The organism is Dietzia massiliensis (assembly GCF_018390595.1).
Classification (GTDB): Bacteria; Actinomycetota; Actinomycetes; order Mycobacteriales; family Mycobacteriaceae; genus Dietzia; species Dietzia massiliensis.
Window position 1 is genome coordinate 22,214 of record NZ_JAHBAV010000030.1, and the last position, 18,362, is coordinate 40,575.

At 70.0% G+C, this 18,362-nt stretch carries 21 protein-coding genes; 13 read left to right on the plus strand and 8 right to left on the minus strand.

Features of this window, described 5'->3' with window-relative positions; genetic code table 11:
- Positions 1-29: 29 nt before the first annotated feature.
- Complete coding sequence (locus KHA85_RS09855; protein ID WP_213185654.1) at positions 30-752, plus strand: hypothetical protein; 723 nt, start codon at positions 30-32, stop codon at positions 750-752.
- A 56-nt stretch (positions 753-808) separates the two neighbouring features.
- Here the strand turns inward: KHA85_RS09855 and KHA85_RS09860 are convergent, their stop codons facing one another.
- The 3 genes from KHA85_RS09860 to KHA85_RS09870 all read right to left on the minus strand — a co-directional run bounded on the left by KHA85_RS09860 (position 809) and on the right by KHA85_RS09870 (position 4,195).
- A complete protein-coding gene (locus KHA85_RS09860) occupies positions 809-1,699 on the minus strand; it encodes a DUF4261 domain-containing protein (protein WP_213185655.1) in 891 nt (296 codons plus the stop codon).
- 90 nt (positions 1,700-1,789) lie between these two features.
- Positions 1,790-2,671 (minus strand): alpha/beta fold hydrolase, encoded by an 882-nt coding sequence (locus KHA85_RS09865; protein WP_213185656.1) that lies wholly within the window; start codon positions 2,669-2,671, stop codon positions 1,790-1,792.
- A gap of 303 nt (positions 2,672-2,974) precedes the next feature.
- The gene (locus KHA85_RS09870) at positions 2,975-4,195 is read right to left on the minus strand and encodes a lipase family protein (protein ID WP_213185657.1); all 1,221 of its coding nucleotides are present in this window, start codon (positions 4,193-4,195) and stop codon (positions 2,975-2,977) included.
- 415 nt (positions 4,196-4,610) lie between these two features.
- Here KHA85_RS09870 and KHA85_RS09875 point away from each other — a divergent pair, with 415 nt between their 5' ends.
- From KHA85_RS09875 to KHA85_RS09885, 3 genes are all read left to right on the plus strand, one after another.
- Entirely contained in the window at positions 4,611-5,519 is a 909-nt protein-coding gene (locus KHA85_RS09875) for an SDR family NAD(P)-dependent oxidoreductase (protein WP_213185658.1), read from the plus strand.
- A gap of 101 nt (positions 5,520-5,620) precedes the next feature.
- Positions 5,621-6,124 carry an SRPBCC domain-containing protein gene (locus tag KHA85_RS09880; RefSeq protein ID WP_213185659.1) on the plus strand — a complete coding sequence of 168 codons (504 nt, stop codon included), beginning with the start codon at positions 5,621-5,623 and terminating at the stop codon, positions 6,122-6,124.
- Entirely contained in the window at positions 6,121-6,576 is a 456-nt protein-coding gene (locus tag KHA85_RS09885; protein ID WP_213185660.1) for an ArsR/SmtB family transcription factor, read from the plus strand. The genes KHA85_RS09880 and KHA85_RS09885 overlap by 4 nt, the downstream gene beginning before the upstream one ends.
- Here KHA85_RS09885 and KHA85_RS09890 read toward each other — a convergent pair.
- On the minus strand, positions 6,569-7,417 hold the full coding sequence (locus tag KHA85_RS09890; RefSeq protein WP_308936914.1) for an MBL fold metallo-hydrolase: 849 nt from the start codon (positions 7,415-7,417) through the stop codon (positions 6,569-6,571). The genes KHA85_RS09885 and KHA85_RS09890 overlap by 8 nt on opposite strands.
- Positions 7,414-7,596 (minus strand): hypothetical protein, encoded by a 183-nt coding sequence (locus tag KHA85_RS09895; protein ID WP_213185662.1) that lies wholly within the window; start codon positions 7,594-7,596, stop codon positions 7,414-7,416. The genes KHA85_RS09890 and KHA85_RS09895 overlap by 4 nt, the downstream gene beginning before the upstream one ends.
- A gap of 140 nt (positions 7,597-7,736) precedes the next feature.
- Here KHA85_RS09895 and KHA85_RS09900 point away from each other — a divergent pair, with 140 nt between their 5' ends.
- On the plus strand, positions 7,737-8,345 hold the full coding sequence (locus KHA85_RS09900) for a GyrI-like domain-containing protein (protein WP_213185663.1): 609 nt from the start codon (positions 7,737-7,739) through the stop codon (positions 8,343-8,345).
- Between the two features lie 166 nt (positions 8,346-8,511).
- Here KHA85_RS09900 and KHA85_RS09905 read toward each other — a convergent pair whose 3' ends face one another.
- A complete protein-coding gene (locus tag KHA85_RS09905) occupies positions 8,512-9,945 on the minus strand; it encodes a sugar porter family MFS transporter (RefSeq protein WP_213185664.1) in 1,434 nt (477 codons plus the stop codon).
- 181 nt (positions 9,946-10,126) lie between these two features.
- Here KHA85_RS09905 and KHA85_RS09910 point away from each other — a divergent pair, with 181 nt between their 5' ends.
- Positions 10,127-10,510: an SgcJ/EcaC family oxidoreductase gene (locus tag KHA85_RS09910; RefSeq protein WP_213185665.1), complete on the plus strand. Its 384-nt coding sequence runs from the start codon at positions 10,127-10,129 to the stop codon at positions 10,508-10,510.
- A gap of 296 nt (positions 10,511-10,806) precedes the next feature.
- Positions 10,807-11,493 (plus strand): TetR/AcrR family transcriptional regulator, encoded by a 687-nt coding sequence (locus KHA85_RS09915; protein ID WP_213185666.1) that lies wholly within the window; start codon positions 10,807-10,809, stop codon positions 11,491-11,493.
- A gap of 26 nt (positions 11,494-11,519) precedes the next feature.
- Here KHA85_RS09915 and KHA85_RS09920 read toward each other — a convergent pair whose 3' ends face one another.
- Positions 11,520-12,305 carry an SDR family oxidoreductase gene (locus tag KHA85_RS09920; protein WP_213185667.1) on the minus strand — a complete coding sequence of 262 codons (786 nt, stop codon included), beginning with the start codon at positions 12,303-12,305 and terminating at the stop codon, positions 11,520-11,522.
- A 130-nt stretch (positions 12,306-12,435) separates the two neighbouring features.
- Between KHA85_RS09920 and KHA85_RS09925 the strand changes: the two genes are divergently transcribed.
- Genes KHA85_RS09925 through KHA85_RS09935 form a run of 3 tightly spaced genes read left to right on the plus strand, consistent with a single transcriptional unit; the run spans position 12,436 to position 14,902 of the window.
- Positions 12,436-13,446: an NADP-dependent oxidoreductase gene (locus KHA85_RS09925; protein WP_213185668.1), complete on the plus strand. Its 1,011-nt coding sequence runs from the start codon at positions 12,436-12,438 to the stop codon at positions 13,444-13,446.
- 2 nt (positions 13,447-13,448) lie between these two features.
- The gene (locus tag KHA85_RS09930) at positions 13,449-14,402 is read left to right on the plus strand and encodes an NADPH:quinone oxidoreductase family protein (RefSeq protein WP_061228364.1); all 954 of its coding nucleotides are present in this window, start codon (positions 13,449-13,451) and stop codon (positions 14,400-14,402) included.
- Positions 14,399-14,902, plus strand: coding sequence for a thioesterase family protein (locus KHA85_RS09935; RefSeq protein WP_213185669.1), 504 nt, complete (start codon positions 14,399-14,401; stop codon positions 14,900-14,902). Before KHA85_RS09930 ends, KHA85_RS09935 begins: the two co-directional genes overlap by 4 nt.
- A gap of 76 nt (positions 14,903-14,978) precedes the next feature.
- Here KHA85_RS09935 and KHA85_RS09940 read toward each other — a convergent pair whose 3' ends face one another.
- Complete coding sequence (locus KHA85_RS09940; RefSeq protein ID WP_131885658.1) at positions 14,979-15,449, minus strand: MaoC family dehydratase; 471 nt, start codon at positions 15,447-15,449, stop codon at positions 14,979-14,981.
- 109 nt (positions 15,450-15,558) lie between these two features.
- On the opposite strand from KHA85_RS09940, the gene fabG reads away from it, so the two are divergent.
- The 3 genes from fabG to KHA85_RS09955 form a co-directional block, all read left to right on the plus strand.
- Positions 15,559-16,320 carry a 3-oxoacyl-ACP reductase FabG gene (gene fabG / locus KHA85_RS09945; protein WP_213185670.1) on the plus strand — a complete coding sequence of 254 codons (762 nt, stop codon included), beginning with the start codon at positions 15,559-15,561 and terminating at the stop codon, positions 16,318-16,320.
- A gap of 11 nt (positions 16,321-16,331) precedes the next feature.
- On the plus strand, positions 16,332-17,138 hold the full coding sequence (locus KHA85_RS09950) for an SDR family oxidoreductase (RefSeq protein WP_063935537.1): 807 nt from the start codon (positions 16,332-16,334) through the stop codon (positions 17,136-17,138).
- A partial coding sequence (locus tag KHA85_RS09955) for a class I adenylate-forming enzyme family protein (RefSeq protein ID WP_213185671.1) occupies positions 17,135-18,362 on the plus strand: 1,228 nt, incomplete at its 3' end. The genes KHA85_RS09950 and KHA85_RS09955, both read left to right, overlap by 4 nt.

The window sequence follows — 18,362 nt, forward strand, 5'->3', positions numbered from 1 at the left end:
CGCGCCGGCTCACTCCAGGAGAGTCCCAGGTGACCGTAAGTCCCGACACCACGTTCCACGCGCTGGAGGACACCGATGTCCTCGTGAGCGCGCGTTCGTTGGCCGAGTACACGGACATGTTCGGTTTGAACGGGGCTGACCTGGAGGGCCGGATCGTGGACTGCCCGGGCGGCGCGGCCAGCGCGGTGGCGGAGATCTGCGCGGCCGGTGGGGACGCGATCGCGGTGGACCCGCAGTACGCCCGGGGCGCGGACGACCTCCGCAGCCGGATCCTCGCGGACGTCGACCGTTCGGTGGCGCAGAAGCAGGCGCGCGAGGTGGACTTCGACTGGGACGTCCGCGGCGGCGTCGTGGGATACGAGGCGATCCGTCGCACGGCAGCCGACCGGATGCTCACGGACCTGGCGGCCTCGCCCGAGCGGTACATCGCCGGTGCGCTGCCGTCGCTGCCGTTGGCCAGCGACTCGGCCGACCTCGTGCTGTGCTCGCACCTGCTGTTCACGTACGCCGACCGGATGGATCTGTCCGACCACGTCGACGCGATCGTCGAGATGGCGCGGATCGCGCCGGAGGTGCGGATCTACCCACTGGTCGACCACCTCGGCAACCCGCTGCCGGAGCTGGTCCGCAGCGTGATCGCCCGGCTCAAGAAGGAGCGGCTGGCCAGCCGGATCGAGCCGGTCATCCGGCCGTTCCAGCTCGCGGCCACGACGCGGCTGGTGGTCGAGCGGATGAACCGCCAGCGGCCCTGACCGTCAGCCCCTCGGGCCGGGTCCGCGCCGCGGCGCCCGGGCCCGGCGCGTGCCGGTCAGCCCTGCGGGCCGGGCGCGAGCCGGAGGATCTCCTGGCCGGTGAACGGGGAGACCTCGGCGCTGGCGACCAGCGGCTGCGGCCCGCCCACCTCGATCGTCTGGCCGGGCACGAACACGGTGCCGGTCGCCAGTGAGTACGCCACGAGATTGCACATCTCGGAGTACACGGCCGCGGGCGGCGCGTCCACGTCCAGGCGCTCGAGGTCCATCCGGCCGAACCTGCCCATCCCCGTGGTGTAGACGCACGACGTGGACTCGGACTGCATCCCCGCCCGCACCCCGACGAGAGCCGGCGCCGGAACCGGGTTGCCCGTCACGAGGTCGCGGTACGGGCCGGCCGGCAGGGTCATCGCGGCGCCGCCCACGGTGACGGCCACCGAGCCGGGTAGCGCGGTCAGTGCTGCCGAGACGTTCGCGACCGCCAACTCGCAGCGGAGCGTGTCGAGCCGAGGATCCAGGTTCTCGGGATCGGTGGGCTCGCCGTCGTCGCCTATCGGCCCCCACCGGAACGCCGCCACCAGGACCTGGGACCGGTGCGTCTCCACCACGGCCTCGCCGCCGTTCCACGCGGCCAGGTCGCGCGTGTACTGGGCGGCCTCCGGCACGGGGGCGTCGATCGAGGAGACGATGACCGTCGCGTCCTCGATGTACACCGCCGTGGCGGGATCGTCCTCGGTGCCGCGCTCGACCTCGTACGAGCCCTCGAAGATCTCGGCGAGCAGTTCACCGATCTCGTCGTAGCCGGGGGCGGGCCGGTCGAGCAGCACGATCGTCACGGGCGTCTGCTTCCACGACAGGTCCTCGCCGGTCCGCGGGTCGACGGCGGGCGGCTGGTCCTGCGGCTGCTCGGGCTGGCCGGGCTGGCCGGGCTGCGGGGAGTCGGTCATGCACGACAGGCTAACCCGCGTCCCGGCGGCCGCGACACGTCCGGCCCACGACGCGACCGGACGCCACATGCCCGGCCGCCCGGCGGGCGCTCAGTTGAGCAGGAAGTCGATCACCAGGCGCTCGAACTTGTCCTTCTGCTCGATCATGGCCCAGTGCCCGCAGCGGGAGAAGGCGTGCAGCTCGGCCTTGGGGAGCTGGCGGAACGCGAAGTGCGCCTGCTCGTAGGGGAGCATGCGGTCGTCGCGGCCCCAGATGAGGAGCGTCTCCTGGCGGATCTGGGAGGCGCGGGCGTACAGCGGGGTGTAGGCGTTCTCGGGCTTGAGGATCGAGCCGAAGATCGAGTACATGCGCTCGACGGCGCCCGGCGCGGTCGCGGCCTCGGTGCGGGCGCGGATCAGCTCGGGGGAGACGACCTTCTTGTTGCCCACCATCGTGTCGACCCAGGCGCTCATCTTCTCGTCGGTCGGATCGGCGAGGAACTCGAACAGGCGGCGCGAGCCCTCGCTGGGGTCGGGCGCGAACAGCGGCGCGGCGAGGCCGCCGGGGCCCATGAGGGCCATCTTGCGGACTCGGTCCGGGTAGGCGAGGGCGGTCTCGCACGCGACGTTGCCCCCCATGGAGTTGCCGATGATGTCGACCTTCTCGATGCCCTTGGCCTCGCAGAACGTGTCGATCGCCTCGGCGGCGATCATCGGGTAGGCCTTCTCCCACTCGAGGTCGGAGCTCTTCCCGAAGCCCGGCATGTCGAGCAGGATGGTGTGGAACCGCTCGGCGAAGACCGGGAAGTTGCCCGAGAAGTTGGACCAGGCGGTGACGCCCGGACCGGATCCGTGGAGGAACAGGACGGGCACCGCGCTCTCGGGCTCGGCCGTGCCCGCTGCGCTCGTGGCCCGCCCTGCCTCGTGGTAGTGCAGCTCGAAACGGCCGGCGGTGATGGTCTTGCTGGTGGACTCGAAGTCGAGGGCGCTCATGGCCTCAACGGTACTAGAACGCGTTCTAGGAATCGCGCTGTCCCGGCAATCTAGCGGCCTGGCGAACCCGGCGTCGCCCCGAAATGATGTCAGCCGCGCGGGGAGTCCCTGAAACATCCCCGCGCGGCGATGGCGAGACTCTAACCCGTGACAGCGCGATGTGACAAGTCTGTAACGATTATTGTGCAGGTCACACTGTGAGCACTCGAGCGCGCGCCCTGACGTGCCGGGATGCGCGGTGCTAAGTGGACGACCGCACCGAACGGGGGTGCTCGGGGTGATCTGAATCACCCCATCACCCGGTCATCCCATCACCCGCGCCAGGAACGCGGTCGCATCCGGGGTCGCGGCGTACACGGTCCCGCTGTGGTCGCGGTCCGGGTAGACGCGCAGCTCGAGCGGCTGCCGGTTGAGCGTCATCTCCGCGGCGAGCGACAGGGCCGACGGCGCGGGCACGTCCAGGTCGAGCAACCCCTGGCCGAGGAACACGGGTCGGTCGTACCCGATCGCCGGCGTTCCCATGTAGCGGCGCAGGTGGCCGAACACGTCGGGGATCTCCTGGAGGGGCCGCGAGAGCGCCTGCGAGATCTGGAATCCGCCCACCTTCTCGCGCATCGCCGCGTAGCAGAGGGTCTCGGCGGCGTCGACCATCTCGCGCCCGGCCGGCGTGAGGTAGCCGTTGATGTCGAGCTCAGGGTGCTGGTCGCGGAACCCGGCGAGGATGTACATCGCGTAGACGTTGAGTCCGGTCGGCAGCTGGACGGGAGGGAAGCCGGGACCGCCCCACTGGAAGATGTGCTCGATGTTCGCCGGGGCCCCGGTGGCCACGACGCCGCGGTAGTCGAGCCCGGCGGGCGCGCCGAGTTCGGTGGCGCGGACCGCGGTGTTGAGCGCGGCCCCGGCGCCCTGCGACTGGCCGACCAGTGCCCAGGTGGGGGAGAGGGGCAGGGCGGCGGAGCGTGCGGCGATGACCGAGTCGACGATCGCCTGGCCGGTGGCGGGCCCGTTGAGGTAGCTGAGCAGCCCGGGCGTGCCCAGGCCCACGTAGTCGGAGGCGACCACGGCGTAGCCCCGGTCGAGCCAGTGGCCGAGGTACTCGGCGTCACGCTCGGAGCGGGGCTGGGTGGAGGGCGCGCAGTCGTCGCCCAGGCCGGTCGTGCCGTGCGCCCACGCGATGATCGGCCAGCCGCCCTCCGGCGCGGGACCGTGGGGCAGGAACACCGCGGACCCGGAGATCGCGGGCCGGCCGTGCTGGTCGAGGGTGCCGTAGACCTGCCGCACCGCCCGTCCGGCCTGCGGCAGGGAGAGTGACGGGTCGAGCGGGACGGTCTCCGCCGCGGCCCCCGGCGCGGGGACCGGCCGAGCCCATTCGCGGGTGTCGAGTCCGGACCAGGTGGGTGCCGGGTTGGTCGCCGCGGTGGGCGCCGCGCCGGCGGTGGGGGCGGTGAGAGGGGCGACGACGACGAGGGCCGCAGCCGCCGCGCAGAGCGTCCGCCCGATTTTCGGGGAGGTGAGGGAGTTCATACCCGGAGGGTAGTCCGCCGCCCGCGCCTCTCCAGGCGGGTTCGTCCGGTCCCGCAAGCGGCGGGCCGCGTTCGTCCCGGCTTCACCCAGCCCCGCAAGCGGCGAGCCGGTTCTCTTCGCGAGCCCCGCAGTAGGGTGCCCGCCCCCGTCGCCGCTAGGTCAACTGGCCCGCCGTTTCGACACGTGACCGCACACTCGCCGGTCCATCGCGCATCTGGTCGTCATCATCGATTTCTTGGACGTCGCCATCGTGGCCCCGGCGGCGTTTTGCCCACATGACTACGACCTTTTCCGCGGTGGTTACGACCGGATCGCCGCCGCAGCCCCACGCGCGGCGTCTCACGGGGCTGGTTCGAGCTGCCGGCACCGATGCGAAGTGGCGCGGGCGCGCAGCTCGGGGTCGTACGCTTCGGCCGTGGCGCGAAAGCAGATCGATATTCCCGACCTCACCGGCCAGACGTGGCTCGTCACCGGCTCGACGAGCGGGGTCGGCCTCGAGACCGCGCGGTCGGCGTCCGGGCACGGGGCGCGGGTGATCCTCGCGGTCCGCGACACCGCCCGCGGTCGTCAGGTGGCGTCCGAACTGCCCGGCGACGCGCGGGTCGTGGAGACGGATCTCGCCTCCCTCGCGAGCGTGCGACGCGCGGCCGGCGAACTGACCGGCGAGGACGGCCGCGGCCGCGAGGAGATCGACGTGCTGGTCAACAACGCGGGAGCCATCACGCCTCGTCGGCGGGAGACCGTGGACGGGTTCGAGATGCTGCTCGGCGTCAACGTGCTGGGCCCGTTCCTGCTCACCAACCTGCTGCTGCCCGTGGTGCGCAGGCGAGTGGTGATCGTCGCGTCCAACGCCCACCACGCGGGCACCTTCGACGGCGACGACCCGCATTTCCAGCGCCGGCGGTGGACGTCCGCGGCGGCGTACGCGCAGTCCAAACTCGGGGACATGCTGTGGGGGCTCGAGCTCGAGAGGCGGCTGCGCGACGGACGTGCCGAGGCCGGCAGGGTCGGGGTCGACGTCCAGCTCACGCACCCCGGGTGGGCGGCCACCGGGATCTCCAACGCGACGGGAAACGCGATGCTGGACAGGATCGTCACCGGCGTCTGCGCCCTGTTCGCCCAGCCCGCGGCGCAGGCGGCGCTGACGACGATGAGCGCCGCGACCCGGCCGCTACCGCCGTGCAGTTACACCGGTCCCGACGCGATGAGGCACCTGCGCGGCATGCCCACGCTCATCGGTCGGAGCGCCGAGGCCTCCGACCCCGCGGCGGCCGCGCGGTTCTGGGAGTTCGCCGCGGCCGAGACAGCGCTTAACTGCAACTGAATGGTTGCACTCGGGCGCGCGGCGTGTCATCGTGGGAGGGCAGGTGCAGCCGCGACACCACCTCACCGAGCGGGAGGCACCGCGGGGGAGAGGAGAGCCCGATGAGCGAGAACACCGTGCCCGTCGACGGCGAATGCGCGCCCGGAGCGGGAGTGACCAGCGATGACGTGCCCGACGAGATCGTCCGCAGCATCCACATCGAAGCCGAGGCGCAGACGGTCTGGGCCATCGTGTCGGAACCGGGATGGTTCATCAACGACGGCACATGGACCGAGCACGAGATCACCACCGACGGCGACGTGTCGCGCGTCGTCGACCCCGTGCACGGCGAGTTCACGATCGGCACCGTCGAGCTCGACCCGCCGCGTCGCGCGGTGTTCCGGTGGCTCGGCGGCATGGCCGGAGAGATCGACGAGGCGCAGGCCAATCTGGTCGAGTTCACGATCGAGGACCACGGATCGGGCGTCGTCCTGACGGTCCGCGAGACCGGCTTCGCGGGGCTGCACGACGACGCGGCCGTCCGGCGCCGGCGGTTCGAGGAGAACTCCGAGGGCTGGGTGTCCGAGCTGGAGCTCGCGCGGGCGCGTGCCGAGGGCGGCGGATGAGCAGCCCGAGGGGAGAGGACCCGCACGACCGGCTGCTCAGCGAAGAGGCGGACGGTGTGTTCGGCGCCCTCGCGGACCGGACGCGTCGCCGGGTCCTCGTCCGACTCGCCGATCGGCCCGACGACGCCGGCGCCGTGGCCCGCGATCTCGGCGTGAGCCGCCAGGCGGTCGCCAAGCACCTGCGCATCCTCACCGACTCAGGGCTCGTGCACGCGCGACCGCATCACCGTCGGCAGGTACACGCCGTGCGGCCGAACCGCATCCGGGAGATCTCCGACCTCCTCGGCGCGGTGTCGCGGGGATGGGATCGTCGGCTCGAGCAGGTCAGAGAGCGCGCCGAGCGCCTGGAGCGGGCCGAGTCGGCCGAGCGCGGGGAGGGTGCCGCGGCCGACGAGCGCGGCGACGTCGCCGAGTCCGCCGAACGCGGGTCGGGCCCGGGCGCCCCTAGGTGAGGTGGTCGTACTCTCCGTCGACCCACGCCGCGTAGCGCTCGGCCGACCGCCGCACCGCTGCCCGCGCGTCCCGGGGGACGAAGCCACCGAAGTTGCTGTAGAGCCTGTCGAAGTCGTACCGCGAGACGTGCTCGGCGATCCGGCGCACCACCGCCCCGGACAGCGGCATCCAGTTGGGGAACGACCGCATGAACGTCACCCACTCCCGGTCGGCGACCGTGCCGATCGTGTCGCCGCTGAACAGCACGCCGCGGCCGTCCGGAGCGGTCCAGTGCACGACCACGCTGCCGGGGAAGTGGCCGCCCGGTTGCGACGCCCGCACGCCGGGAAGGATCTCGATCTCGCCGCCGTCGGCCGGGTCCGCCGCGTGGCCCCCGCCCCACACGATCGTGTTGCGCGGTCGCAGGCCCAGCCACTGCTCGTCCGGAGCGGAGACGTACACCGGGCAGTGGTCGAACGCCGCCGACCACAGCGACTGCAGCCCGTACATGTGCGGGTGCGAGGCGATGATCGCCGACAGGCCGCCCCACCCGCGGATCGCCGCGACCGCCTCGTCGCTGATGTAGTTCGGCACCTCGACCAGGACGTTCCCGTGGTCGGTCCGGATGAGCGACGGCCGCTGGCCGATGCCGGGGCAGTTCTTCTGCTCCAGACCGATCACGTCGGTCTCGCGCTCGGTGAACTCGATGGACGCACCCGCCGCCCGCGACTGCTCGGGCGTCGTCCAGCGCTGCCCTGCGACGGGCACGTACTGGCGTTCGTCCGCGCAGATCGGGCACACCTCGGGCAGGGGCTCCGCCCGCTCGACGCCGCACGTCGCGCACTGGGTCACCGCGCTCACGGCATGTCCCCCTCGATGTCGACGGGGTGCCACGACTCGCCCACCTGGACCTCGAGGGACCCGTCGGAGGGTCGGGTCTCACGATGGCCGGCCACGGCGGACTCGAGGGCCTGCTGGGCGGTCTCGTGCTCGCCGAGATCGATGGTCTGGTCGGGGGTGTGGAGGCGGTAGTGGGGCATGCCCCCAGTGTCCCCCCGGCGAGCGCGGGCCGCATCCCTCGCTGGCGCCGGGGGCCCACCCTGCTGCTCGGCGGGTCTTCCCCTCGCCTCGACCGCAGCGCACACTGGGAACAGGCACCTCGTCGTCGGAAGGGCACACCATGTCGTCGTCATCCTCTTCGTCGCACGATCAGGCGCCGACGGCGCCGGCCGACCCCCCGTCCGGTTACCCCGACCTCGGTGCGGACCCGATCGACGGGATGCGGGTGCTGCGCGCGCCTGCCGTGCCCACCGCGGTGGTCCGCGTGACGGGCGTGCCGATGTCGGAGCTGACCGGGGTGTTCGACTCCGTCTTCGGGACCGTGCTGCCGCGCGCGTTCGAGGTCGGCCTGGCTCCCGCGGGCCCGCCCATCGCGCTCTACACCGCCGCGGTCGAGGGGCCCGACTCGGTGGTGGACCTGGAGATCGGCTTCCCGCTCCGCGCCCAGCTGGCCGAGCAGGTGGGCACGGAGCCGATCGAGGCCGACGGTCGACAGCTCGTCGCCTCCGAGCTGCCGGCCGGCGAGATCGCCGTGATCAGCCACGTGGGCTCGTACGACGACCTCGGGCGGGCCTGGGGCGACTTCATGGGCGAGATCGCGGGGACGGGACGCGCGCCCGGGCTGCCGTTCTGGGAGTCCTACGTCACCGAGCCGTCGCCCGACATGGACCCGGCCACGCTGCGCACCGACCTGTTCTGCGCGGTGCGCACGCCCGACGACGCGGCCTGACCCGCCCGGCGCCTCCCGAGAGGGTTTCGCGCGTCAGCCGTCGCTTGTGTACGTTCCACCGGGAGGCGACCTGGGCGAACGCGGACCGAAGTGACGGCTGGCGGAGTCCAGTCACGGTGAGGGTCCGCGGGGCGGGTCGCCGGGCGACGTGCGGTGGCGCGGGTGGCTACTCCATCTCCTCCAGCGAGCGGCCGGTCGTCTCGGGGATGAACCGCGCCACGAACAGCAGCGAGAGCAGCGCCGCCACCGCGTAGAAGCCGTAGGTGAACGGCAGGCTGAACTCGGCCATCGGCGGAAAGGCGGTCGACACGGCGAAGTTCGCCAGCCACTGCGCGGCCGCCGCCAATCCCAGCGCGGTGGAGCGGATCCGGTTGTTGAACATCTCGCCGAGCAGCACCCACACCGCCGGGCCCCACGACATGCCGAAGAACACGACGAAGCCGTTGGCCGCGATCAGCGCGACGAGCCCGGAGGTGTCGCCGAGCTGCGGGGCGAGTTCGCCGTCCGGCCCGGCGACCATGGTGGCCTGGCTGAACATCGCCGCCATCACCGCCAGGCAGACCGTCATGCCGACGGAGCCGATCATGAGCAGCCTGCGACGCCCGATCTTGTCGATGAGCGCGATCGCCACGATCGTGACCACGATGTTCGTCACCGACGTGATGACCGACTGGGTGAACGCGTCCTCCTCGGCGAAGCCGACCGACTGCCACAGCGTCGTGGAGTAGTAGAAGATCACGTTGATGCCCACGGCCTGCTGGAAGACCGACAGGATGATGCCGATCCACACGATGGGCAGGAAGTTCCACCCGCCCGGGCGGATCAGGTCCCGCCACGACTGGCGGCGGTCCTCGCGGACGGTCGCCCGGATCTCGCGGATGCGGGAGTCGATGCCGCCCTCCTGGATCGACCGCAGCACGCGTTTGGCCTCGTCGACCATCCCGCGGCCCACCAGGTAGCGCGGCGATTCGGGGATCATCAGCGCCAGCACGCCGTAGGCCACCGCGGGGATCACCTCCGCCCAGAACATCCACCGCCAGGCCGCCGCCCCGAACCACAACTCCTCGATCGCGCCGCCGGCCACTCCCGCCAGCCACGCGTCCGAGAGCAGTGCCACGAAGATGCCCGAGACGATCGCGAGCTGCTGTAGCGAACCGAGGCGACCTCGGACGGCCGGCGGCGCGACCTCCGCGATGTACGCCGGCGCGATGACCGACGCGGCGCCCACCCCGAGCCCACCGAGGACACGCCAGGCGATGAGGTCCCACGGGCCGAACGCGAGCCCCGATCCCAGGGCGCTCGCGAGAAACAACACCGCCGCCAGGACCATGACGCGGGTGCGGCCCCACCGGTCGGCCAGTCGCCCGGCCAGGTAGGCGCCGAGGATGCATCCGAGCAACGCCGAGGACACCGTGAACCCGATCAGCCCGGCACCGATCCCGAAGTCCTGCTGCACCGCGTCGACCGCGCCGTTGATGACCGCGGTGTCGAAGCCGAACAGGAACCCGCCGAGCGCGGCTACCAGGGAGATGATCACCACCCGGCCCGTGTGGAACGACTCCTCGTCGGACGGCTGTCGGGACGTCTGCTGTGTGGACATGCGTACCCCGCTCCCCGGGCCCGCCGGCCCTGTGACAGTGGTGAGAGGAGGGTAGGACTGGGGCGGGAGAGGCGCAACCGACGAGGAGGCCGACCGGGAAATACCCCGGTGCGCGCCCGCGGCGTGAGAACACGTTCTAGGCTCGGGTCACCTCGTCGTCGTCACCGAAAGGCCACCCACCATGAGCGCCGCAGCCACCGCACCCGAGCAGATCCGCGCCACCGCGCAGTCCTACGTCGACGCGCTCGTCGCCGGCGACCTCGAGGCCGTCATGGCCCTCTACGCCGACGACGCCACCGTCGAGGACCCCGTCGGCGGCGGCACCGTGCACGAGGGCGCGGACGCGATCCGCGCCTTCTACTCCACCGTCACCGCGCTGAAGATCGAGGCGAAGGTCCTCGAGACCCGCGTGTGCGGCAACGACCTGCTGTTCAACTTCGAGATCACCACCCACTTCGACGGCGGCTCCAAGGCGACCATCAACGTGTGGGACCTCATGGTGCACAACGACCAGGGCAAGGTCGCCTCGATGCGCGCCTACTGGACCCCGGAGAACATGAGCTAATCGCGGCCGCTCGTATACCAACATGGTGTGCGTCGACAAGTGGGTACTGACCTGCATGTTCGACACCCGTTTCGCACCGGGCGTAACCACCGGAGGCCAACGCAACAACGGCGCGATGCTCGCCGAAGCCTGGCCACGCAATGGCGAGCCCTCGCTACCCGCCATGACTAGCTCCGTCCACCTGCCGCCCCGGCGTCACCTCCGCTCCATGCCGACCTGGCTACGCGATGCAGTAGACAAGCCCTAGCGGTTTCACCATTGTCGCTCCCGGATAAGCGGCCGCTAGCATGACCGGTATGTCCAGCGACCGCGATAACAGCACGGCGGCCCCCGACCTCGTCGATGCTGCACGGCTGGGTGCCCAGCCGCAGCCGCAGACGGAGCGTGGCCGGCGCACCCGTGACGCTCTGATCGCGGCCGCGCGCACGGTGTTCGAGCGCGATGGTTACGTTGATTCCCGGCTCGTAGACATTGCCGCCGAGGCCAAATGTTCGATTGGCAGCTTCTACACGTGGTTCGACAGCAAGGACGAGGTTCTTGCTGCTGTCCTGTACCAAGCGCAAAGCGACATGCTCCATCCGGGGACGGGCCGTATCGAGGCGAGCGATGACCCGGTCGCGATCATCGCCGCCAGCAACCGCGCCTACTTCGAAGCCTATCGGCGCAACGCCCGGCTGAACGTGCTCCTGCAGGAGGTGGCGGCGCTCAATCCCCGATTCCGCGAGCTGCGCAACGCCCGCACGATGGCCTTCGTCACGCGTAACGCGCGTGCCATAGCGGATCTGCAGGAACGGGGCCTGGCAGATCGCGGTGTCGACGCCTCGATGGCGGCGATGGCGCTGTCCGGCATGGTCGCCCGATTGGCCTTCGAATCCTTTACCGGGGGCGCGGTGGTCGAGTCCATCGACGAACTCGTCGAAACAGCGACCCGGTTGTGGACCAATGCCCTGGGCCTGACGACGCCGGAGTTGCGCGCGGACTGAGGCGTCCAGCGCGCAACTCCGCGCGGTCAGCGGGCGATGTTGACCCCGCCGTCGACGGCGAGAGTGCTGCCGACGACATAGTCGCCGGCGTCCGAGGCCAGGTAGATCGCCGCGGCCGCCATGTCCTCGGGACGGCCGATACGGCCGGAGGGGATCTCGCCGGCGATCTCCTCGGCGTGGTCGCGGGCCTCCTTGTTCATCGCGGACGCGAATGCGCCAGGGGCGATCGCGCTGACGATGATGCCCTCGGGAGCCAGGCGCACCGCCATGCGCTTGGTCAGGTGGACGATGCCGGCCTTGCTCGCGTGGTAGGAGTACGTCTCCATCGGGTTGAGGGAGAGCCCGTCGATCGAAGCGATGTTGATGACCTTGGCGAGGTGGCCCGTGCTCTCGCGTCCTGCCAGCAGCAGTTGCTTGGCGGCCTGGGTGAGGAAGAAGGGCGCCTTGACGTTGAGGTCCATCACCTTGTCCCAACCGCTTTCGGGGAAGTCGTCGAAGGCCTCTCCCCACGCTGCACCGGCGTTGTTGACGAGGATGTCGAGATGGTCCTCGTTCTCGCGGAATGCGTTGAGGAGGGCGGCGATGCCAGCGGTCGTGGAGATGTCGTACGGCAGGGCGACGCACCGCCCTTCGCCGTAGGTCGCGGACAGCTCGTCGGCGGTGGTCAGGCAGGCCTCTGACTTGCGCGCGGTGATGTAGACGGTCGCGCCCTGGGCGAGCAGGCCTTCGGCGATCATGCGGCCGATGCCGCGGGACCCGCCGGTGACGAGGGCGACGCGTCCATCGAGAGAGAAGAGGGCGGGAATGTCCATTGTTGTCCTTCGTTCGGGTGCAGTGGGTCGACTCGAGATTCGATTGAATCCCGATTCATACTAGTTGAACCTAGATTCAGATTGTGGGAGGCTGACGAACAAACCCCGCACCGAACACAGGAGTCGACCTATGTCCCAGACCTCGCAGGAGATCCGTCTCGCCGCCCGCCCGCAAGGCCGCCCAGACTCCAGTACCTGGGATCTCACCAGCACCGAAATCCCGGACCCGGGTCCCGGTCAGATCCTCGTACGCGTCGATCTGATCTCCCTCGACCCGGCGATGCGCGGATGGCTGAACGACGTGCGGTCCTACATTCCCCCGGTCGGGATCGGAGACGTCATGCGGGCACTGGGCGCCGGCGAGGTGATCGCCTCGGAGCACCCGGACTTCGCCGTCGGCGACCGGGTCACCGGCAGTTTCGGCGTGTGCGAGTACGCGCTGTCAGACGGCAAGGGGGTGGACCGTATCGACACCGACATCGCCCCGATGGGCACCTGGCTAGGCGCGCTCGGCATGCCCGGCATGACCGCGTACTTCGGCCTCCACGACGTCGGCCGACTCCGGGCCGGTGACACAGTCCTGGTCTCCGCGGCGGCCGGGGCGGTCGGGAGCACCGTCGCGCAGCTGGCCAAGGCGAAAGGGGCCCGCGTCATCGGCGTCGCCGGTGGTCCGGACAAGGTGTCCTGGCTCCGCGAGCTCGGACTCGACGAGGTCATCGACCGGCGGGAGGGCGACCTCCTGCGCCAGGTCCGCAACGCCGCCCCCGACGGAATCGACATCTACTTCGATAACGTCGGGGGCGAGCTCCTCGACGCGGCACTGGCCAACCTGCGCCGCGGCGCCCGGGTCGTGCTGTGTGGGGCTGTGTCGACGTACAACGACGAGACCCTCGCCGACGGCCCGCGGCGGTACATGTCCCTTCTGGTCTTCCGCGCCACGATGCAGGGGTTCGTCGTGTTCGACTACGCGGACCGCTACGCCGAGGCCGTCGCCGAGATCTCGGAACTCATCGCCGAGGGGCGCCTCGTCGCGACCGAAACGATCCTCGAGGGCGGGGTGCCTGCTTTCCCGGACGCCCTGCTCGGCCTCTTCGACGGGGTCAACACCGGCAAGCTTCTGCTGAGAATCCGAAAGGGCTGACCATGCGCGCCATCCACATCTCCTCTCTCGATGGCCCGGACGCCGTCGAGGTCGTCGAGCTCCCCGACCTCCGCGACAACGAGCTCGTGACCATAGAGGTCAAAGCGGCCGGGGTCGCCTTCCCCGAGTTGCTCCAGACCCGAGGCCTGTACCAGCTCAAGCCCGAGCTCCCCTTCGTCCCGGGGGCGGAGGTCGCCGGTGTCGTCACCGCTGCGCCCGAGGGCAGCGGCCTGGCTGTCGGTGACCGCGTGGCGGCCCTGACGCTGCTCGGTGGCTTCGCGGAGCAGGCCCTGGCGCGCCCCGACCTCACCTTCGCACTGCCGGACGAGGTCGGCTTCGAGGAGGCGGCATCCTTCACCTTCAACTACGCGACGGTCTACTTCGCCCTCGTCGAGCGCGGTCACCTCGCCGAGGGTGAGACCGTCCTCGTCCACGGCGCCGCGGGCGGGATCGGGACCGCGGCCATCCAGATGGCGAAGGCGTTCGGGGCGGGCAAGGTCATCGGAGTGGTCTCCACGCCGGAGAAGGGCGAGATTGCCCGCGCTGCGGGCGCGGACGAGGTGGTCCCGGCCGACGGCTTCCTCGAGGCGGTCGGCAAAGCGAGCGTCGACATCGTCGTCGATCCCGTCGGTGGTGAACGGTTCACCGACTCGCTGCGCTCCCTGCGGGAGCACGGCCGTCTTCTCGTCATCGGCTTCACCGCCGGATCCATCCCCGAGGTGAAGGTCAACCGGCTCCTGCTGAACAACGTCTCCGTCGTGGGAGTCGGATGGGGTGCCTACGCGTTATCCCGCCCCGGCCATGTCGGCAGGGAGTGGGAGGCGATGCTGCCGCACCTAAGAAGCGGGGCTCTGCGGCCCGTCGTCGGCGCCACTCATCCACTAGAGGACGCCTCCGTTGCACTGCGCTCCCTCGAGGGGCGTTCGGTCACCGGCAAGGTCGTGCTGGTGCCGTGAGACAGAACCTGCCCTCCGTGGAGGAGGTCGACCAGATCCCGGCGGCGTGCAGTACGGTCGCCGCAGGCGAGTGGGAGGACGGCAACGGCCACGTCAACGTCGCTCACTTCTACGGCTTCCACATCCGCGGGGCTGAGGAGGAGTTGCGTCGAGTGGGAATCGACGAGGCCTACCGTGCCAGCCGGCGGATGGGGGTCTTCAGTATGGAGCAGCACCTCAAGTTCTTCGACGAAGTGCGGATCGGTGAGGAGATCTCGGTCCACGTCCGGTGGCTCGACCGCGGGGACAAGGTGTTTCACGGCATCTCGGTGATCGTCAACCGTACTACCGGGCGGATCGCCAACACGCTCGAGATGATCGAGGGCCACGTCGACCTCACCGCGCGACGGACGGCGCCCTTCCCCGCCGGCGTCGCGCAGCGGATCGATGAGCAGGTAGCCGCCCACCGAGGTCTCGGGTGGCAGCTCCCCCTCTCGGGGGCTATGGCCGTGCGCCACTAGGTCGAATCCGGACCGGGAACCAGAAAGGGACCGCACCTGCACTGCAGATGCGGTCCCTTTTCGCGCGAGTAACGGGTCAGACCGTGAAGCGGCCGATCGACTCGGCGACCAGGATCGGCTTGTCGATGCCGTCGGCCTCGACGGTGAGTGTGGTGACGACTTTCACCGCGCCCGGGGCTGTCTCTTCAACCGAGGTCAGCGTGGCGCGCATCCGGATCCGAGAGTCCACCGGCAGCGGGTGGATGAAGCGGACCTTGTCGTAGCCGTAGTTGAGGCTGTGGGCGAACCCGTCGAAGGCCATCAGCTCTTCGAGAAAGGCGGGTGTGCGCGACAGGCTGTAGAGACCGTGCGCGATGGTCGAGCCGAACGGCGAGTCCGCCGCTCGCGCGGGGTCGACGTGGATCCACTGATGGTCGCCGGTGAGCTCGGCGAATTTGTCGATGCGCGACTGGTCAACGGTGTGCCACTCGGTGGGGCCGAGCTCTCGGCCCGAGAGGTCTTTCAGGTCCTGCACGGAAGTCGGGCGGTGTCGGGCGGTCTGGGTCACGCGGAACTCCTTGGGTCATGAACGTTGTGATTTCAACCATAGTTGAACCTGAAACCGGATTCAACTAACATGTGAGATAGATCGCAAACACGGATACTTGAGAGCTCACATGACCACTGATCAGCAGCGTGTCGCCGTCGTGACCGGCGCCGCGCGGGGTATCGGCGCGGACGTCGCCCGGCGACTGGCCGGCGACGGAATGGCGGTGGCAGTACTGGACCTGGACGAATCCACCTGTGCGGACGTCGTCGAGGACATCGTCGCCAACGGGGGCCGGGCGCTCGCGGTCGGCGCCGATGTGTCGGATCCCGACCAGGTCGAGGCCGCCGTTGCTCGGATCGCCGATCGACTCGGTGCGCCCACGGTGCTGGTCAACAATGCCGGCATCATCCGCGACAACCTGATCTTCAGGATGTCGGTCGAGGACTGGGACTCCGTCATGGCGGTCCACCTGCGCGGTGCCTTTCTCATGACCAAGGCCTGCCAGGCGTACATGACGCAGGAACGCTTCGGTCGTATCGTCAACCTCTCCTCGACATCGGCGCTGGGGAACCGGGGCCAGGTCAACTACTCTGCCGCGAAGGCCGGCATGCAAGGTCTGACCAAGACCCTCGCCATCGAACTCGGGAAGTTCGGCGTCACCGCCAACGCGATCGCCCCCGGATTCATCGAGACCGAGATGACCGCGGAAACCGCCGAGCGCATCGGGATCTCGTTCGACGACCTGAAGAATATGGCGCGCGACCAGGCGGCCGTCGGTCGCACGGGCACGCCCCACGACATCGCGCATGCCGTCTCCTTCTTCGCGAGCGAGGGCGCCGGCTTCACCACGGGCCAGGTTCTCTACGTTGCGGGCGGGCCGTGCGACTGATGGGCGTCCCGATGCAGGTACACGACAAGGTGGCCGTGGTCACCGGCGCTGCCGGTGGCATCGGTGCCGCCCTCGCGGAAGCGCTCCTCGAGGCCGGCGCGCGGGTGGTCGTCTCCGACCTCGACGAGAACCGGCTGACCGCTACCGCTGAGCGTCTCGGCGCGATCGCGGTCGCGGGGGACGCCTCCCGCGAGGAGACGATCAGCGAGATGATCACCGCAGCGCAGGATCACTACGGCCCGGTCGATCTCTTCTTCGCCAACGCCGGGGTCGGCGACGGCTCCGGCCTGGCTGCCACGGACGAACAATGGCAGCTCGCACTGGACGTCAACCTGCTCGCCCACGTGCGCGCGGCTCGGCAGCTCGTACCGGGGTGGGTCGAGCGGGGGAGCGGGTACTTCGTCTCCACCGCCTCGGCAGCGGGATTGCTCACACAGGTCGGTTCGGCCACGTATTCCGTGTCCAAGCACGGCGCTGTCGGCCTTGCGGAATGGCTCGCCGTCACCTACGGCGCCGACGGTATCGGCGTCAGTTGTCTGTGCCCGATGGGTGTCGACACCGACATGCTCCGCTCCGGGATGAGTTCGACGGGCAGCGACGGTGGCAAGGTGGCCGCGGCCGCCGTGACCAACGCAGGCGACGTCCTCGCTCCCCGCGATGTCGCCGATCAGGTCCTTGCGGCGATCGCCGAGGGAACCTTTCTCATCACGCCCCACGCGAACGTGCGGGAGTTCCTGAAACGCAAGGTGGACGACCCCGATCGTTGGATTCACGGCATGCAGCGATACCAGCAACAGCTCCGAGGAGGGACCCGATGAGCAACGCCGCCGGACTGGTGTGGAAGTGGGCAGACGAGACACCCGACGCCGTGGCGCTGCGAGAAGGGGAGAGGCCCCGGACGTTCTCGCAGCTGCGGTTCGAGATCGGCGGGGCGATGGCGAAGCTCGCCCACCTCGGCGTCGAGCCGGGCGACCGCGTCCTCATCGTACTGCCGACGAGTGAGGAGTTCGTCGTGGCGTATCACGCGGTCCTCGGACTCGGCGCGACCGCCGTGACCGTTAATCCCCTGTGCACGCAGCGTGAGTTGTCCCACTTCGTCGAGGACGCCGGATGTACCACCGTGCTCGGGTGGCACGAGAGTCGCGGGCCAGTGGAGGCAATCGCGGACACGTGCGGCCTCCCACTGTGGCTGCTCGAGCCCGGTTGCGTCACCGCTGCCCGGGAGCGGCCTGCCCTCGCCGACGTCTCGACCGAGGACGCCGCAGTGCTGCTCTACACCTCAGGGACCACCGGTTCGCCCAAGGGCGCTGTCCTGACCCACGGCAACCTGCTCGCCTGTGGCGCCGCCTACGCCGACGCGCTCGAAGTGACGAACGCGGACCGGATGGGCACCGCCCTCCCGCTGTTCCACGTCTTCGGCCAGGCCGCGGTGATGTTCACCGTCTACACGCCCGGCGGCAGTCTCTCGCTGCTGCGGCCGTTCGATGCGGCCTCGCTGCTGCGCATGGCAGCCGACCAGAAGCTCACCGCTCTCGCCGGAGTGCCGACGATGTGGAACGCCATGCTCCACGCCGACACCGACGTCACCGCCGAGGACCTGAGCAACCTGCGGTTGGCCTGCTCCGGCGGCGCCGCTCTGCCTTTCAAGGTCGCCCGGGCCTTCCGCGACCGCTTCGGCGCGATGGTCCTCGACGGCTACGGGTTGAGTGAGACCACCGGGGCGGCGACCTGCAACCGTGCCGTCCATCCCCGCAAGGAGATGAGTGTCGGTCGGGCCCTCGCCGGGTGCCGCCTGTCGATCGTCGACGATGACCGCAACCACCTGCCTCCCGGTGAGGTCGGCGAAGTGGCAATCGCAGGCCCGGTGGTCATGCGCGAGTACTGGGGCAGGCCCGAGGCCACGGCCGCCGTGCGTGACGGCGAGTGGTTCTTCACCGGTGACATCGGTCGGATGGACGAGGACGGTGACCTGTGGATTCTCGACCGGATGAAGGACCTAGTCATCCGTGGTGGCTACAACGTCTATCCCCGCGAAGTCGAGG

Excerpts from the sequence above, each read along its gene's own strand:
- KHA85_RS09860 (WP_213185655.1), bottom strand. The coding sequence starts at position 1,699 with ATGACCGACTCCCCGCAGCCCGGCCAGCCCGGCCAGCCCGAGCAGCCG.
- KHA85_RS09915 (WP_213185666.1), top strand. The coding sequence starts at position 10,807 with ATGTCCAGCGACCGCGATAACAGCACGGCGGCCCCCGACCTCGTCGAT.
- KHA85_RS09920 (WP_213185667.1), bottom strand. The coding sequence starts at position 12,305 with ATGGACATTCCCGCCCTCTTCTCTCTCGATGGACGCGTCGCCCTCGTC.
- KHA85_RS09895 (WP_213185662.1), bottom strand. The coding sequence starts at position 7,596 with ATGCCCCACTACCGCCTCCACACCCCCGACCAGACCATCGATCTCGGC.
- KHA85_RS09905 (WP_213185664.1), bottom strand. The coding sequence starts at position 9,945 with ATGTCCACACAGCAGACGTCCCGACAGCCGTCCGACGAGGAGTCGTTC.
- fabG (WP_213185670.1), top strand. The coding sequence starts at position 15,559 with ATGACCACTGATCAGCAGCGTGTCGCCGTCGTGACCGGCGCCGCGCGG.
- KHA85_RS09880 (WP_213185659.1), top strand. The coding sequence starts at position 5,621 with ATGAGCGAGAACACCGTGCCCGTCGACGGCGAATGCGCGCCCGGAGCG.
- KHA85_RS09865 (WP_213185656.1), bottom strand. The coding sequence starts at position 2,671 with ATGAGCGCCCTCGACTTCGAGTCCACCAGCAAGACCATCACCGCCGGC.
- KHA85_RS09900 (WP_213185663.1), top strand. The coding sequence starts at position 7,737 with ATGTCGTCGTCATCCTCTTCGTCGCACGATCAGGCGCCGACGGCGCCG.
- KHA85_RS09930 (WP_061228364.1), top strand. The coding sequence starts at position 13,449 with ATGCGCGCCATCCACATCTCCTCTCTCGATGGCCCGGACGCCGTCGAG.
- KHA85_RS09910 (WP_213185665.1), top strand. The coding sequence starts at position 10,127 with ATGAGCGCCGCAGCCACCGCACCCGAGCAGATCCGCGCCACCGCGCAG.
- KHA85_RS09950 (WP_063935537.1), top strand. The coding sequence starts at position 16,332 with ATGCAGGTACACGACAAGGTGGCCGTGGTCACCGGCGCTGCCGGTGGC.
- KHA85_RS09870 (WP_213185657.1), bottom strand. The coding sequence starts at position 4,195 with ATGAACTCCCTCACCTCCCCGAAAATCGGGCGGACGCTCTGCGCGGCG.
- KHA85_RS09885 (WP_213185660.1), top strand. The coding sequence starts at position 6,121 with ATGAGCAGCCCGAGGGGAGAGGACCCGCACGACCGGCTGCTCAGCGAA.
- KHA85_RS09925 (WP_213185668.1), top strand. The coding sequence starts at position 12,436 with ATGTCCCAGACCTCGCAGGAGATCCGTCTCGCCGCCCGCCCGCAAGGC.